A 14,322-nucleotide genomic window follows, 5' to 3' on the forward strand; every position below is an offset into this window, starting at 1 on the left:
TGCGCGCCACTCACCATGAGGGACTAAGACAGAGCAAGAACGAAGAGGTCCGCCATGAATTTCGACGACACCCCGCAGGAAGCCGCCTTCCGCGAGACCGCGCGCAAATGGGTCGAGGCCAACGCGCCGAAGGAGTTTTTGGCTGAGCTGTCAAAATCCTCGCTCGGCCGCATCCGGCTGGCCAACCACGACATCGTCGATGTCGGCAAGGCCTGTCAGAAGAAGAAGGCCGAAGGCAATTGGGCCTGCCTGCATTGGCCCAAGGAATATGGCGGCCGCGGTGCGACGCCGATCGAGCGCGTGATCTGGCAGCAGGAGGAAGGCGTCTATGGCAAGCTGACGCAGCCGTTCCAGATCGGCGAGGGCATGTGCGGGCCAACCGTGATGGCTTTTGGCAGCGAGGAGGCCAAGCGGCGCCATTTGCCGAAGCTGGCCGCGGGCGAGGAGATCTGGTGCCAGCTGTTCTCCGAGCCATCAGCGGGCTCTGACGTCGCGGGCTTGCGCACGCGCGCGGAGAAGAAGGGCGACAATTGGGTCGTCAACGGCCAGAAGATCTGGACCTCGGGTGCGCACTATTCCGACTACGGACTTTTGATCGCGCGCACCGATCCCAATGTGCCCAAGCACAAAGGTCTCACCATGTTCTTCCTGGACATGAAGAGCCCCGGCGTCGAGGTGCGCCCGATCAAGCAGGCCAACGGCATGCAGGAGTTCAACGAGGTCTATTTCACCGACGTCGTCATTCCCGACAGCCAGCGTCTTGGCGCCATCGGCGAGGGCTGGAGCGTGTCGCTGACCACGCTGATGAACGAGCGCATGTCGATCGGCTCGCGGCTTGCGACCGGCGTCCCGGAGATGTTCGAGTTCTGCTCCAACCTGATGCTGGAGGATGGCCTCGCCATCGACGATCCCGCCGTGCGCTCAAAACTCGCGAGCTGGGCGGTGAAGTCGAGCGGGCTGAAATACACCAGCTACCGCGCGATCTCGGCGCTGTCCAAGGGCGAGCGGCCGGGACCGGAAAATTCGATCGGCAAGCTCGTCTCCGGCATGATGCTACAGGACATCGCGACCTATGCCATGGACCTCCAGGGCGCGGCCGGCGTTCTCACCGGCACGGACGAGGAGACCGTGCAGGGCCAGTTCCAGCAGATGCTGCTGTCCTCGCCTTCGATGCGCATCGCGGGCGGCACCGACGAGATCTTGCGCAACATCATCGCCGAGCGCGTGCTGGGATTGCCGGGCGACATCCGCGTGGACAAGGACGTGCCGTACAACAAGATTCCGACCAAGGGGCGTTGACATCTCGTGTCCCGGACGCGCGAAGCGCGAGCCGGGACCCAGGAGCCATAATAGACAGGCCACAATGGGCCCCGCCTCAGCGCCGCATCACTTCGTGCTGCGTCGCGTCCGGGGCACGAAAGCGAGCTTAAGCAATGGACGCTGCAGTCAATCATAACAACCGCATCGGCGTGCTCGAAGAGCTGCTCAACGAGCGCTACTCGGTGCGCGCCTTCCTGGCCAAGGAAGTCGATCGCGCGACGATCGAGCACGTGCTGACCACCGCCCAGCGCACGGCGTCCTGGTGCAACAGCCAGCCCTGGCAGGTCGTCATCGCCAGCGGCGAGGCCAAGGAGCGTTTCCGCAAGCTGATCTACAAGGAGGCTTCGGGCGGGCTCGGGGACGACTATGATTTCACGCCGCCGCGCGAATATCTCGGCGCTTATCTCGAACGCCGCCGCGAGAGCGGTTTTCAGCTCTACAACACGCTCGGCATCGCGCGCGGAGACAAGATGGCCTATGCCAAGCAGGCGCTGGAGAACTACAATTTCTTCGGCGCGCCGCATGTGGCCATCATCCATACCGACGAGCCGCTCGGCATCTACGGTGCGATCGATTGCGGCGCCTATGTCTCGAACTTCATGCTGGCCGCGCAGGCGCTCGGGCTCGGCACAATTCCGCAGGCGGCGCTCGCGCGCCACTCCGGCCTGATCCGCCGCCATTTCAATTTGCCTGATGATCGCCGCATCGTTTGCGGTATCTCGTTCGGCTATGCCGACAATGCCCACAAGGTCAACAGCTACCGGACGTCGCGTGCGAGCCTGGCCGAGACCGTGACCTTCGTGGACGAGTGATCGAGGCGATGCACGCTCCGTATTGGACGTGATCCCGTTCGCGCGAAAAGACGGCCGCGGATGCGGCCGCCTTCATCGCGGTCTCAGTTCGATTGACGCCGGCCGTCAGCCGCCGCTGCCGCCGATCACGGCGCGAATGGTCTCGTCGGGCCCGAAATCCTCGGCGCCGTCGACATAGAGCAGCGCCGCGAGCTTGGAGCGCGCACGGTTGACGCGGCTCTTGATCGTGCCGACTGCGCAGCCGCAGATCGAAGCCGCGTCCTCATAGGAGAAGCCGGAGGCGCCGACGAGGATCAGCGCTTCACGCTGGTCCTGCGGAAGCTTGTCGAGCGCCGTGCGGAATTCCTCGAACTCAAGATGGGCGTTCTGCGAGGGCTGCGTCTTCAGCGTCTTGGCATAATTGCCTTCGGCATCCTCGACTTCCCGCCGCCGCTTGCGATAGTCGGAGCGGAACAGGTTGCGCAGGATCGTGAACAGCCATGCCGGCAGATTGGAGCCGGGCTGGAACGAGTCGATGTTGGCGAGCGCCCGCAACAGCGTCTCCTGGACCAGATCGTCGGCGCGATCCGCATTGCCGCTGAGCGAGATGGCAAACGCGCGCAGACTGGGCACGGCCGCCAGGATGTCGTTACGCAGGGAATCCGTGAGAGGCATCAATCCCTCCCATTGTTGTCGTTAGAGCCGCCACCATTTTCCACTTGGGGGGTCGCTCCCGGCGCATCAAGTTTCTTGATCAGTTCCGCGAACCGGTCCGGAACCCCCTGCCGCACCACGTCGTCGTACATGGCGCGCAGCTGGTGCCCGATCCGGGACTGGATCTCCGGAGTGAGCCCTCCCTTGCCGGGGGTCGTGCTTTTGCTGGCTTGAGACTTGAGATCTTTCATGACCTGTTCCACGTTTCCCCGAGTTAAGTAGCTGTAAAATCGAGAAGTTCTCTCAACCGGGAGCCGTTCCCTGGATAGGCTCAATGCGAGCTGCGAGAAAAAGTTCCGCCCCCATGCGGAACTTTTCTTGGTCTGAGGCGTAATCAGCCCAGCAGGGGAACCCGGGCCCCCCGCCTAACGCCTGCACGTCAAGGTCGGCCCGAAGATGATATGGAGTGGGGATGTCCCGTTCACAGCTCGTTGCTGAACACTTGCCGTTGTTGCGCCGGTACGCACGCGCCCTGACGGGCAGCCAGTCCTCCGGTGACGCCTATGTCGCAGCCATGTTGGAAGCCATGCTGGGAGATCCGTCGGTGCTCGACGAGAGCCACGGGCCGCGCGCCGGCCTGTTCCGGCTGTTCACCCAAATCTGGAATTCCGTTTCCGTCAACGACGATTCCGAGGTGACGAACCTGCCGATGCCGCCGGAGCGGCGGCTGTCCAACATCACGCCCTTGCCGCGGCAAGCCTTCCTGCTGCTCTCGCTCGAGGGATTTTCGGAAGAAGAGGTCGGCTACATTCTCGGCACCGACGTCGGTGAGACGCGCCGGCTTGCGGATGCCGCAGGGCGTGAGATGGCAGCCGAGATCGCCACTGACGTGCTGATCATCGAGGATGAGACCTTCATCGCCATGGATCTCGAGAGCCTGGTGAAGAACCTCGGCCACAATGTCGTCGGCGTCGCCCGCACCCACGCCGATGCGGTCGCGCTGGCAAAGAACAAGCGACCGGGCCTGATCCTCGCCGACATCCAGCTCGCCGACGGCTCGTCGGGCCTCGACGCCGTCAACGAGCTGCTCCGCACCTTCGAAGTGCCGGTGGTGTTCATCACCGCATACCCCGAGCGCTTCCTCACCGGCGAGCGACCGGAGCCGGCCTTCCTGATCTCGAAACCGTTCCAGCCGGCGATGGTGTCGGCGGTGGCGAGCCAGGCGCTGTTCTTCCAGCGCAACTCCCGCAACCGCGCGCCGAAGGTACCGGCGGCGTAACGAAGGCGCCAGCGCCCGGCATTTTGACGAAATCCGATCCGGCGTGCCGCAAGGTGCGCCGGATTTTTGTTGATCCGGTTGTCACGCTTGACGGCCATCGAATTCGCCGCTCATACCTCGCGCAGCGGCCGTTGCAGCCGCGGTGCCATCGGAGACGTGTTCATGGACCAGCAACTCCTCGATCGCCTCGCCATCCGCGACCTCGTCGAGAACTGGGCGGTGTGGCGCGATGCCGGCGATTGGGAGCGTTTTGCCACCGTCTGGCACGAGGAAGGCTGGATGTCCGCCACCTGGTTTCAGGGGCCGGCGCGGGATTTCATGCGGGTCAGCCAGGAGGGGTTCGCCAAGGGCGTGCGCATCCTGCATTTCCTCGGTGGCTGCAGCATCGATCTCGAGGGGGCGCGCGCCATCGCGCAGACCAAGATGACCATCTCGCAGCGCGCACCGGTGCACGACGTGCCCTGCGACGTCGTCTGCACCGGGCGCTTCTACGATTTCCTGGAGAAGCGGCAGGGAAAATGGGGCATCGTCCGCCGCCAGCCGATCTACGAGAAGGACCGGATCGACCCGGTTGATCCCTCCGCGACGCTTCAGCTCGACCAGAAAGCCCTTGCCGCGCTGCCCGAAGGCTACCGCCACCTCGCCTACATGCAGGAGCTGATCGGCTACAAGGTCAAGCGCGACATGCCAGGCCTCACCGGGCCCGAGGTTGAGAAGCTCTATGCGGAGGGGCGGGAGTGGCTTGCGGGGAAGGCGAACTGAACGCCAGACAAAAGTAAGGCGCGACTGGCATCACCACAGTCGCGCCCTACGTCGCCGGCTTATGGGGCAGGGGGGAATAGCCGGCTGTTGATACGACTCCCGTCCCTGAAAGTCGTTCCAGGGGGTTGCAAAATTTTTCGTGGGGCCATCCTTTTCGCACCCTGCCTTTTCGCACACGGTTAAGTGATCTTAACGCCTGAGAACTCTGGGTCCTCTCCTCGCGTTGTTCCCGCGATCGCCATGGGGCGAGGGACCGACAGCCATGTCACAGATTCAAAAGGTATTTTTAGGCGCCGTCGCGATCGCCGCGACGCTTGGCGCCGTCCAGGTCGGCGCCGTGCAGCTGGCCTCCGGCCATGATCCGGCCGACCGCTGGCAGGCGGTCGCTGACAAGCCGGGCCATAACGTCAATCGCTCCAGCAAAGCGGACCGGCTGGCCGACATCAAGCAGGCTGAGGTTCCGACCCGCACCGTGTCGATGCGGCTGAACGATCTGGCCGACACGTCGGTGCTGCTGCGGGTCCCCGCGGTGATCGAGACCGGCAACGCCAAGCCGCCGGTGTTGCTCCCGGACCAGAAGCAGAGCCGCAAAAAGCCGACGATCGCCTGCGAGCCGATGGTCAGCTCCCTGACCGAGGTCGCAAAGCTGCTCCAACCCGGCCGCTGTGTGACTTGATCGGCTTTGGCCACGGACAAGTCGCCCTCCGCCCGGAGGGCGATTGCTGACGTCTACTTGATCCCCTGCCCCCTCGCGTTATATCCCGGGTTTCTTCCTCTTTGGATTGACCGGGTAAACGCATGACGACGTCAGACACGGCTGTGCATACGCAGCCCTTCCAGGCCGAGGTTTCCGAGCTTCTGCACCTGATGGTGCATTCCGTCTATTCCGAGACCGATATCTTCCTGCGCGAGCTCGTCTCCAATGCCTCTGACGCCTGCGACAAGCTGCGCTATGAGGCCATCGCGAATCCGGCGCTGCTGGGCGAAGGCGACGCGCTCAAGATCCGGATCATTCCGAACAAGACGGCCGGAACGCTTGCGATCGCCGACAATGGCATTGGCATGGAGCGGCAGGAGCTGATCGACCACCTCGGCACCATCGCCCGCTCGGGCACCAAGGCCTTCGTGTCGAAGCTCAAGGAGGCCAAGGATGGTCTCGGCCTGATCGGCCAGTTCGGCGTCGGCTTCTATTCCGCCTTCATGGTAGCCGACAAGATCGTCGTGGTGAGCCGCCGCGCCGGCGAGAGCGACGTCTGGACCTGGACGTCCTCGGGCGGCTCGGGCTTCGAGATCGCGCGTGCCAGCGAGGAGGATGCGGGCCGCGTGCAGCGCGGCACCGAGATCGTCCTGCATCTCAAGGACGATGCGAAGAAATATCTCGAAGCTTACGAGATCGAACGTATCGTCGGCGCTTATTCCGACAACATCCTCTTCCCCATCGAGCTCGTGCCTGAAGGGGGCGAACCGCGTCAGATCAATTCTGCGAGCGCGCTGTGGCAGCGCTCGAAATCCGAGCTCACGCCGGAAGACTACAAGAAGTCCTATCAGCAGATCGCCTCCGCCTTCGACGATCCCGCGATGACGCTGCACTATCGCGCGGAGGGACGTTACTCCTACGCCGTGCTGCTGTTCGCGCCCTCGACGAAGCCGTTCGACCTGTTCGAACCGAACCGCAAGGGGCGCGTCAAGCTCTATGTCCGCCGCGTGTTCATCACTGACGATGCCGATCTGCTGCCGGGCTATCTCCGCTTCATCCGCGGCGTCGTCGACAGCGAGGATCTCCCGCTCAACATTTCCCGCGAGATGCTTCAGAACAATCCGCAGCTCGCGCAGATCCGCAAGGCCGTGGCGACCCGCGTGCTGTCCGAGCTCGAAAGCCTGGCGGAGAAGGATCCGGAGAACTTCGCGAAGATCTGGGAGGCCTTCGGCGCGGTGCTGAAGGAAGGTATCTACGAGGATTTCGAACGCCGAGAAAAGCTGCTCGCGCTGTCGCGTTTCACCACGACCTCGGGCGAGAAGCGCTCGCTCAAGGACGTCGTCGCCGGTTTCAAGCCGAACCAGACCGAGATCTATTATCTCGTCGGCGACAGCATCGACCGGCTGAAGTCGAACCCCCGGCTCGAGGCGGCGACTGCGCGCGGCATCGAAGTTCTGCTGCTGTCCGATCCCGTCGACGCCTTCTGGACCTCGATGCCCTCGGAGTTTGACGGCAAGCCGCTGAAGTCGCTGAGCCAGGGCGATCTCAATCTCGACCTGATCCCGCGCGTCGACGAAGCCGACGAGGCGAAAAAGGACGAGCCGCCCGCCGACGAGGCCGCCACCATCGCGGTGATCAAGGCCGCGCTCGGCGAGCGCGTCAGCGACGTCAAGGCCTCGACGCGTCTTACCAGCTCCGCGTCCTGCCTCGTCGCCGACAGCCAGGGCCCGAGCCGCGAGCTCGAGCGCATCCTGTCTCAGCAGAACCGTGGCATGCGCACCAAGCCGATCCTTGAGATCAACCTGCGCCATCCGCTGGTGACGGCGATCACGAAGGCTCAGGCCGGCTCCAAGACGGTTGACGATCTCAGCCTGCTCCTGCTCGAACAGGCGCAGATCCTGGACGGCGAGCTGCCGGAGGACCCTGCGGCGTTTGCGGCAAGGTTGAACCGGCTGGTGTTGCAAGGGCTCGGCGCGTAGCGGGCGCAGTGCACCGCACTCACCTTGCCGTCAACTGCGCGCAGGAACGGTCGCCTCTGCCATGGTGTTATGCCATACGAGGTAGCCGGTATCCGGGCCGCCGACATGGCCGACATGACAGATTCGAGGATTTCTCCATGCGTTTGCCGATCCTGACCCTGACCGCAATTGCCACGCTGTTCGTGGCGGCAGATGCCAGCGCCCAGACCTACGATCCGCGTTACCCGGTGTGCATGCACGTCTATACGCCCGGTAGTTTTGGCGGGGGCGGTGGCGATTATTTCGATTGCTCCTTCACCTCGCTGCCGCAGTGCCGCGCCACGGCCTCGGGCCGCTCGGCAAGCTGCGACGTCAATCCCTACTATGCGTTCGACCAACCCCCGCCGCCGCCGCGCCGGCGCCACAAGAACGTGCACTAGCGGTCCGCAACGGCCTTCAGGGGGAATTTTCATGCATCGCTTGTTCGGACTGATCATGACCGTCGGTGCCCTGCTCACGGCCGCGCCGTCGCATGCACAGACCTTCGATCCGCGCTATCCCGTCTGCATGCACGTCTATTCCGGTGCAAACGGCGGTGGCGGGGAGTGGTACGATTGCTCCTTCACCTCAGTGCCGCAGTGCCGAGCTACGGCTTCCGGCCGCTCCGCCAGCTGCGATCTCAATCCGTATTATCCGTTCAACGCACCCCCGCAGCGCTTGCGCCATCAGCGAGGCGGCTAGGGCCCACCGCCCGTTCGGCCGTCAATCAGACGGAGTATGCAGGGCTAGCTGCCGTGGGGCGCCTCGTTGGCCGCGGTGACGATCGCGTCGGTCAACTGCCAGGTCATCTTGTCCGTGGTCCAGTCGCTTGCGTGCAGCCTGCTGTCGTCGCCCGGGTCGACCATGCGGTCGAACGAAATTCTTGCAACGTCGTGCCAGCCCTTCATCAGCGCGAAGCGGCGAAAGACGTTGACCCGCTTTGCATGCGCGATCTCGCTGATCGCTGCGACCATCGCGTTCGCCTTGTCGGCCTTGGCCGGCGTCAGCACCGCCGGCACATATTGCAGATCCATTAGGATGACGTCGATCCCTCCGTCCACAAGCAGCTGATCGACGCCGTCAGCGATGGCCCTCCTGGTCTCGTCAAAGGTCGGTGGATTCTGATCGGCCGATTGCCACACCGCATTGGTGCCGACCTGCCAGATCACGAGATCCGGCTTCTGGTCGAAGACGTCGTGCTTGAACCGCAAAAGCTCCTTGGGAGCCTCTTCGCCGCCGACGCCCCGGTTGATGACATCGATCCCGGGCTTCGGAAATATGCTCCGAAGGTCCGCCAGCAATCGTTGCGGATAGGGCGCGATGCCTCCTTCGCCCGCCGTGGTCGACGAGCCGATCGCGACCACCTTGACCTGTCCGCGCCTCAGGCCATTGGCAAAATTGGTCAGCGGCTGCTCGAACGGCGCGGCCTGGACGGGAAATTCAGACGAGCCGAGAGCCACAGGTCGTCTCCCTTTCGCAACCGGGACAATGCAGGGTCAAAAAGACTAACCCGTTTGCCCGGAGCCGCCTAGCCTCACGCCCCGACAACTGGCTTTGCTATTGCAAGAACTGCCAGGCGGCGCACCTCGATCGCCTCCGGTTTGGTAAAGGATCACTAGAGTTAATCGTGCACTAACCCGGTTTTACCTTGTCTCTTAACATCTGGGCAGGGCGTGCGAGCTAAGCTGCCGGAAACCCGCAGACACGTTCCGAAAGAATGAACGGCATGACAACCGGCGTCATCGAGCAACCGAAAGCCGCGCGCGCACCTTCGGCTTCGAAAATCTGGCTGAAGGCGATCGAGCTCACCGCACGGATCGAGACGTTGCCGGGCCGGCTGTTCGCCGATGTCGTCGACGATTGGGCGCAGCGCCAGCCCAATCGCGTTGCGCTGACCACCGATGACGCGAGCCTCGACTATGAGGGACTTTCGAAACGCATCAATCGTTATGCGCGCTGGGCGCGCTCGGCCGGTGTGGCCAAGGGCGGCACTGTCGCGCTGATCATGCCGAACGGCATCGATTATGTCGCGGCCTGGCTCGGCATCAGCCGCGTCGGCGGCGTGGTCGCGCTGATCAACACCAAGCTCGTCGGGCACTCGCTCGCGCATTGCGTCGGAGTCGCAAAGCCCGCTCACATCATTGTTGCGCATGAGCTTGCAGCGGAGCTGGCCGGGCCGTTGCCGCACTTGAAGACGGAAGCAAAGGTCTGGACCCACGGCGATGCCCGCAGCGAGCGTCCGATCGATGTCGCGCTCGACGCCCTCGATGACCGGCCGCTTTCGCCGGACGAGCGTGGTGACGTCACCATCGACGACCGGGCCCTGCTGATCTACACGTCCGGGACCACCGGCCTGCCGAAAGCCGCAAGCATCAGCCATCGCCGCATCCTCAATTGGAGCTTTTGGTTCGCCGGCCTCACCGGCGCGACGCCGCAGGACCGGCTCTACGATTGCCTGCCGCTGTTCCACTCGGTTGGCGGCATCGTGGCACCATGCAGCATGCTCGCTGCCGGGGGCTCGGTGGTGATCGCGGATAAATTCTCAGCCTCGAATTTCTGGCCCGACATCGTGCGCCACGACTGTACGCTGTTCCAGTATATCGGCGAGCTCTGCCGCTATCTGCTCAAGGCGCCGCCGTCGGAATACGAGAACCGGCATCGCCTGCGGCTCGTCTGCGGCAACGGCCTACGCGGTGACATCTGGGACGATTTTCAGGCGCGTTTCGCCATTCCGCGCATCCTCGAATTCTACGCGGCGACGGAAGGCAATTTCTCGCTGTTCAACGTCGAGGGCCAGCCCGGCGCGATCGGCCGCGTTCCGCCGTTGCTTGCGCATCGTTTCCCTGCCGGTCTCGTCAAGCTCGAGCCCGATAACGGCGCCCCGCTGCGCAATGCGGAGGGGTTTTGTATCCCCTGCGCGCGCGGCGAGGCCGGCGAAGCCATAGGCCGCATCGGCACGGCGGATGAGGGCGGCGGCCGCTTCGAGGGCTACACCGAGGCGAGCGAGACCGAGAAGAAGATCCTGCGCGATGTCTTTGCCAAGGGCGATTCCTGGTTCCGCACCGGCGACCTGATGCGGCTCGACGAGAAGGGCTTCTTCCACTTCGTCGACCGCATCGGCGACACCTTTCGCTGGAAGGGCGAGAACGTCGCGACTTCGGAGGTCAACGACGCCATGCGCGATTTCACCGGCGTGATCGACGCCACCACCTACGGCGTCGGCATTCCCGGCACCGACGGCCGCGCCGGCATGAGTGCGATCGTGGTGAACGAAGGCTTCGCCGTCGAGGCACTGCCCGCCCATCTCGCACAGCGCCTGCCCGCCTATGCTCATCCCGTCTTCATACGCATCTCGCGCGAGCTCGATGCGACCGAGACCTTCAAGCAGAAGAAGGGCGAGCTCGCGCGCGAGGGATTTGATCCCGGCGCGGTCTCCGATCCGCTGTTCATGCTGGACCCGAAGACCGGCGCCTATGTCGCGCTGGACGCGGAGACGTATGCGCAAATCAACCAGGGTACGATCCGGCTCTAGCCGCGCGAAAATCCGCCAGATAGGTCCAATTTTATCCGAATTGTCCAAGAAGCCATTTACTTCTGTCGGGTAAACAAACGGGCAAGGGAGGCGGTCATCAAGAACCGCCGCAACACGAACGACAACAGAAGCGAGCCAGCCATGTCGGTACGGTCTAAGGTCATTGAAGCGATCCAGCAGATCGCCAAAGAGCAGCACGTCGCGCTTCCCGCACTCTCGGACGAGCTGTCCCTGCACGAGACGGGCTTCGACTCGCTCGCCTTCGCCATCCTGGTGGCGCGCCTCGAGGACGAGACCGGCGTCGACCCTTTCACCATTTCCGAGGACGCAGCGTTCCCCGCCACCGTGGGCGATTTCGTGCGGGCCTACGAAAATGTCCCCGCGTGAGATCTTTGCGCTCCGCGACCATCTCGGCGCGGAGCTGACCGGCCGCACGCTGTCGGACGCGCACGATGTCGTGTCGTTGACGGATATCCTGTCGCAGACGGTCCTGGGTGGCCGCCTGGGCGAGCTGTCCGGCCGCGCGGTGCTGCTGAAATTGTCCGACCAGCTCCGATCGAGTCTTGCCATGATCGAGCTCGACGGTATTGCCCGCCGCATGCTGCTGTGCCCGCCGGATCTCAACCCGGCGCATCTCGACGCGCTGACGGCGGATGCCGGGATCGATGCCGTCGTCACCGACGAGCCCGATCGCTGGGCCGAGACTGGCGTGCCGCTGGTCGTCACCGCACAACTGCCGCTTCAAGCCACAGCGCCGGCCAGGACCGAGCGCGCCACGGAATGGCTGATGCTCACTTCGGGCACGTCGGGCGTGCCGAAAATCGTCGGCCATACGCTGGAAGCACTCACCGGCGCCATCGTCGCCGAAGGCCCGGCGCGCGGACCCGCGCCGGTATGGGCGACGTTCTACGACATCCGCCGCTATGGCGGCCTGCAGATATTCCTCCGCGCCGTCCTCTCGGGCGGCTCGATGGTGCTGTCCGATCCGCATGAGGCGCTCGCCGATCACGTCACGCGGCTGAACGCGCGGGGCGTCTCCCACATCTCCGGCACGCCCTCGCACTGGCGCAAGCTGTTGATGAGCGGCTCGGCCGCGCAGTTCGCGCCGCGCTATGTCCGCCTCTCCGGCGAGATCGCCGACCAGGCGGTGCTGGACGGCCTGAAAGCGGCGTTCCCGAATTCCTCCGTCGGCCATGCCTATGCGTCAACCGAGGCCGGCGTCGGCTTTGCCGTCAATGACGGGCTGGAAGGCTTTCCGGCGGACTATCTCGGCAACCGCAACGGCGTCGAAATGAAGGTCGTCGACGGCTCGCTACGTATCCGTTCGACGCGCACGGCGCACGCCTATATCGGTCGCGACGCGGCTGCGCTCACCGATGCAGACGGGTATGTCGATAGCGGCGATATCGTCGAATTGCGCGGCGACCGCTACTATTTCGTCGGCCGCCGCGGCGGCATCATCAATATCGGTGGGCTGAAGGTTCACCCCGAAGAGATCGAGGCGGTGATCAACCGTCATCTCGATGTGCGGATGTCGCGGGCGAAGTCACGCAAGAGCCCGATCACCGGCGGCATCGTCGTCGCCGACGTGATCCTCGCCGACGGCACCGATCCGGCGCGCGCGAAAGAGATCCGCGACCAGATTCTGGATCAGTGCCGCGCTCAGCTCGCCTCCCACAAGGTGCCGGCGGTGATCCGCTTCGTCGAGGCGCTCGACGTCACCCCGGCCGGCAAACTGGCGCGCACCGATGCATAATGTTCTCGTCACCGGCGGTAGCCGCGGTATCGGCCTTGCGATCGGCCAGCGGCTTGTTGATGGCGGCTACAACGTGATCGCGGCGGCGCGGCGCGAGAGCGACGAGCTCAAGGCGGCGATTGCCGGGTCGGAGGGGCGCCTGCATTTCCGCGCCTGCGACCTCGCCGTGATCGACGCGATCCCTGCCTATGCAAAACTCGTGCGCGACGAATTCGGACCGATCTACGGCCTCGTCAACAATGCCGGCCTCGGCACCGAAGGCCTGCTCGCGACCATGCACAATTCCGAGATCGAGGCGCTGGTGCAGCTCAACGTGCTGTCGCCGATCATTCTCACCAAATATGTCGCGCGGCAGATGATGGCCGACGGTGCCGGCCGCATCATCAACATCTCCTCGATTATCGCGACGACCGGCTATAACGGCCTCTCGGTTTACGGTGCGACCAAGGCCGCCGCCACCGGCTTCACCCGTTCGCTCGCGCGCGAGGTCGGCAAGCTCGGCATCACCGTGAACGCGATCGCGCCCGGTTTCATCGACACCGAGCTGACGCACAATCTGTCCGACGACAGCCGCAAGCGCATCGCCGGCCGTAGCGCGCTGCGCCGCCTGCCGGAGACCGACGACGTCGCGCGGATGGTGGAGTATTTGCTGGGAGAGGGCGGTCGCAATGTCACGGGTACCGTGTTTACGGTCGACGCGGGCAACACGGCGTAGGCGGAACTCCATCGCCACAATTGCATTGATCCGGCGCAATGACATCATCCGGATTGGGTCGTAAGATCCCGCGCAATCGATTGGGTTACGTCAATCGATCTGCCCTAATCGATAGGGAGCAGTCCATGACCGCTTCGAGCCCGGGCAAGGCGTCGGTAAAGCCATCTTGCGCACAGCAAAGCGACGTTCACTGCGAGCCCGTTCACTGCGAGCCGATGTCTCACCAAAATTCCGGTGACCACGGTTACGAAATGTATCCGCAGAAATTCGTGCGTCTTGTCGGCTGCCATGACGTTCCCGCCTCCGCGCTACGCAAGCGCGTGGGCGAGAAGCTGCACTAGACATTCAGGTCCGATGCTTCGGCAGGTCAATCCGTTCGTGTGAGAACTCCGGCGGGCCCTCGGTCAGGCGGCGGATCCGGCGCTCGCGTTCGTCTTCAGACAGCGCAGGATCGAGCAGTCCCTCGAGTTCACGCACCGCAAGCTCTTCGATCCTGGTGGCATCCGAAGCGAGCGGGTGCCCTGGCGGGAGTGCCGGGGGCGCGACCTTCAGGCCGAGCTCGACCAGCTTACGGATGGCTTCCGAGCGCTACAGGTGATGGGTTTCGGCCCAGCTATCCACGGCCGCGGTCAGGCTTTCCGGCGTCTTCACCGCGCTGATCGGATTATGCCCAGTGCGCCGGCTTGCCGGAGCGATGGAGTCCTTCCTGTCGAAGTCGGACACGTCGATGTTCCCGCGCAACCATGTCAGATCATCGAGACTAGACGCCATTTACGGTCAACCGTTTAATGACCTTCTGTGGCATTGCAGTGCGCCCTC

16 protein-coding genes and 1 pseudogene are annotated in these 14,322 nt (G+C 64.0%); 13 read left to right on the top strand and 4 right to left on the bottom strand.

Going from position 1 to position 14,322, the window contains the following annotated elements:
- Positions 1 to 54 precede the first annotated feature (54 nt).
- Entirely contained in the window at positions 55 to 1,299 is a 1,245-nt protein-coding gene (locus tag ACFQX9_RS09985) for an acyl-CoA dehydrogenase (RefSeq protein WP_377788119.1), read from the top strand.
- 134 nt (positions 1,300 to 1,433) lie between these two features.
- Positions 1,434 to 2,132, top strand: a complete 699-nt coding sequence (locus ACFQX9_RS09990) for a nitroreductase (protein WP_085350714.1) — start codon at positions 1,434 to 1,436, stop codon at positions 2,130 to 2,132.
- A gap of 105 nt (positions 2,133 to 2,237) precedes the next feature.
- Here the strand turns inward: ACFQX9_RS09990 and ACFQX9_RS09995 are convergent, their stop codons facing one another.
- Positions 2,238 to 2,786 (bottom strand): sigma-70 family RNA polymerase sigma factor, encoded by a 549-nt coding sequence (locus tag ACFQX9_RS09995; RefSeq protein WP_007597240.1) that lies wholly within the window; start codon positions 2,784 to 2,786, stop codon positions 2,238 to 2,240.
- Positions 2,786 to 3,016 carry a NepR family anti-sigma factor gene (locus tag ACFQX9_RS10000; protein WP_026232505.1) on the bottom strand — a complete coding sequence of 77 codons (231 nt, stop codon included), beginning with the start codon at positions 3,014 to 3,016 and terminating at the stop codon, positions 2,786 to 2,788. The genes ACFQX9_RS09995 and ACFQX9_RS10000 overlap by 1 nt, the downstream gene beginning before the upstream one ends.
- A 221-nt stretch (positions 3,017 to 3,237) precedes the next feature.
- On the opposite strand from ACFQX9_RS10000, the gene ACFQX9_RS10005 reads away from it, so the two are divergent.
- The 6 genes from ACFQX9_RS10005 to ACFQX9_RS10030 all read left to right on the top strand — a co-directional run bounded on the left by ACFQX9_RS10005 (position 3,238) and on the right by ACFQX9_RS10030 (position 8,202).
- Positions 3,238 to 4,044 (top strand): response regulator, encoded by an 807-nt coding sequence (locus ACFQX9_RS10005; RefSeq protein WP_007597237.1) that lies wholly within the window; start codon positions 3,238 to 3,240, stop codon positions 4,042 to 4,044.
- 162 nt (positions 4,045 to 4,206) lie between these two features.
- Positions 4,207 to 4,806, top strand: a complete 600-nt coding sequence (locus ACFQX9_RS10010) for a nuclear transport factor 2 family protein (protein ID WP_026232506.1) — start codon at positions 4,207 to 4,209, stop codon at positions 4,804 to 4,806.
- Between the two features lie 262 nt (positions 4,807 to 5,068).
- The gene (locus ACFQX9_RS10015) at positions 5,069 to 5,482 is read left to right on the top strand and encodes a hypothetical protein (protein ID WP_018453296.1); all 414 of its coding nucleotides are present in this window, start codon (positions 5,069 to 5,071) and stop codon (positions 5,480 to 5,482) included.
- A 122-nt stretch (positions 5,483 to 5,604) separates the two neighbouring features.
- Positions 5,605 to 7,482: a molecular chaperone HtpG gene (gene htpG / locus ACFQX9_RS10020; RefSeq protein ID WP_204512451.1), complete on the top strand. Its 1,878-nt coding sequence runs from the start codon at positions 5,605 to 5,607 to the stop codon at positions 7,480 to 7,482.
- A gap of 137 nt (positions 7,483 to 7,619) precedes the next feature.
- Positions 7,620 to 7,901: a DUF3551 domain-containing protein gene (locus ACFQX9_RS10025; RefSeq protein ID WP_018453298.1), complete on the top strand. Its 282-nt coding sequence runs from the start codon at positions 7,620 to 7,622 to the stop codon at positions 7,899 to 7,901.
- 31 nt (positions 7,902 to 7,932) lie between these two features.
- Positions 7,933 to 8,202 (top strand): DUF3551 domain-containing protein, encoded by a 270-nt coding sequence (locus ACFQX9_RS10030; protein WP_007597230.1) that lies wholly within the window; start codon positions 7,933 to 7,935, stop codon positions 8,200 to 8,202.
- Between the two features lie 44 nt (positions 8,203 to 8,246).
- Here ACFQX9_RS10030 and ACFQX9_RS10035 read toward each other — a convergent pair whose 3' ends face one another.
- Positions 8,247 to 8,960 carry an SGNH/GDSL hydrolase family protein gene (locus ACFQX9_RS10035; protein ID WP_018453299.1) on the bottom strand — a complete coding sequence of 238 codons (714 nt, stop codon included), beginning with the start codon at positions 8,958 to 8,960 and terminating at the stop codon, positions 8,247 to 8,249.
- A gap of 257 nt (positions 8,961 to 9,217) precedes the next feature.
- Here ACFQX9_RS10035 and ACFQX9_RS10040 point away from each other — a divergent pair, with 257 nt between their 5' ends.
- The 5 genes from ACFQX9_RS10040 to ACFQX9_RS10060 all read left to right on the top strand — a co-directional run bounded on the left by ACFQX9_RS10040 (position 9,218) and on the right by ACFQX9_RS10060 (position 13,844).
- Positions 9,218 to 11,032 (top strand): long-chain-acyl-CoA synthetase, encoded by a 1,815-nt coding sequence (locus tag ACFQX9_RS10040; protein WP_085350712.1) that lies wholly within the window; start codon positions 9,218 to 9,220, stop codon positions 11,030 to 11,032.
- Positions 11,033 to 11,173: 141 nt separating this feature from the next.
- Entirely contained in the window at positions 11,174 to 11,419 is a 246-nt protein-coding gene (locus tag ACFQX9_RS10045) for an acyl carrier protein (protein WP_018453301.1), read from the top strand.
- A complete protein-coding gene (locus ACFQX9_RS10050) occupies positions 11,406 to 12,788 on the top strand; it encodes a class I adenylate-forming enzyme family protein (protein ID WP_166517698.1) in 1,383 nt (460 codons plus the stop codon). Before ACFQX9_RS10045 ends, ACFQX9_RS10050 begins: the two co-directional genes overlap by 14 nt.
- On the top strand, positions 12,781 to 13,503 hold the full coding sequence (locus ACFQX9_RS10055; protein WP_085350711.1) for an SDR family NAD(P)-dependent oxidoreductase: 723 nt from the start codon (positions 12,781 to 12,783) through the stop codon (positions 13,501 to 13,503). The genes ACFQX9_RS10050 and ACFQX9_RS10055 overlap by 8 nt, the downstream gene beginning before the upstream one ends.
- Positions 13,504 to 13,628: 125 nt before the next feature.
- A complete protein-coding gene (locus ACFQX9_RS10060; RefSeq protein WP_085350818.1) occupies positions 13,629 to 13,844 on the top strand; it encodes a hypothetical protein in 216 nt (71 codons plus the stop codon).
- Positions 13,845 to 13,848: 4 nt separating this feature from the next.
- On the opposite strand, the pseudogene ACFQX9_RS10065 reads toward ACFQX9_RS10060, so the two are convergent.
- Positions 13,849 to 14,274, bottom strand: a pseudogene (locus ACFQX9_RS10065) (hypothetical protein).
- Between the last annotated feature and the right edge of the window lie 48 nt (positions 14,275 to 14,322).

The organism is Bradyrhizobium sp. GCM10028915 (genome assembly GCF_042666195.1).
Lineage (GTDB): Bacteria > Pseudomonadota > Alphaproteobacteria > Rhizobiales > Xanthobacteraceae > Bradyrhizobium > Bradyrhizobium canariense_D.

Coding starts and splice junctions, on each gene's coding strand:
- ACFQX9_RS09985 (WP_377788119.1), top strand. CDS start 55: ATGAATTTCGACGACACCCCGCAGGAAGCCGCCTTCCGCGAGACCGCG.
- ACFQX9_RS09990 (WP_085350714.1), top strand. CDS start 1,434: ATGGACGCTGCAGTCAATCATAACAACCGCATCGGCGTGCTCGAAGAG.
- ACFQX9_RS09995 (WP_007597240.1), bottom strand. CDS start 2,786: ATGCCTCTCACGGATTCCCTGCGTAACGACATCCTGGCGGCCGTGCCC.
- ACFQX9_RS10000 (WP_026232505.1), bottom strand. CDS start 3,016: ATGAAAGATCTCAAGTCTCAAGCCAGCAAAAGCACGACCCCCGGCAAG.
- ACFQX9_RS10005 (WP_007597237.1), top strand. CDS start 3,238: ATGTCCCGTTCACAGCTCGTTGCTGAACACTTGCCGTTGTTGCGCCGG.
- ACFQX9_RS10010 (WP_026232506.1), top strand. CDS start 4,207: ATGGACCAGCAACTCCTCGATCGCCTCGCCATCCGCGACCTCGTCGAG.
- ACFQX9_RS10015 (WP_018453296.1), top strand. CDS start 5,069: ATGTCACAGATTCAAAAGGTATTTTTAGGCGCCGTCGCGATCGCCGCG.
- htpG (WP_204512451.1), top strand. CDS start 5,605: ATGACGACGTCAGACACGGCTGTGCATACGCAGCCCTTCCAGGCCGAG.
- ACFQX9_RS10025 (WP_018453298.1), top strand. CDS start 7,620: ATGCGTTTGCCGATCCTGACCCTGACCGCAATTGCCACGCTGTTCGTG.
- ACFQX9_RS10030 (WP_007597230.1), top strand. CDS start 7,933: ATGCATCGCTTGTTCGGACTGATCATGACCGTCGGTGCCCTGCTCACG.
- ACFQX9_RS10040 (WP_085350712.1), top strand. CDS start 9,218: ATGAACGGCATGACAACCGGCGTCATCGAGCAACCGAAAGCCGCGCGC.
- ACFQX9_RS10045 (WP_018453301.1), top strand. CDS start 11,174: ATGTCGGTACGGTCTAAGGTCATTGAAGCGATCCAGCAGATCGCCAAA.
- ACFQX9_RS10050 (WP_166517698.1), top strand. CDS start 11,406: ATGTCCCCGCGTGAGATCTTTGCGCTCCGCGACCATCTCGGCGCGGAG.
- ACFQX9_RS10055 (WP_085350711.1), top strand. CDS start 12,781: ATGCATAATGTTCTCGTCACCGGCGGTAGCCGCGGTATCGGCCTTGCG.
- ACFQX9_RS10060 (WP_085350818.1), top strand. CDS start 13,629: ATGACCGCTTCGAGCCCGGGCAAGGCGTCGGTAAAGCCATCTTGCGCA.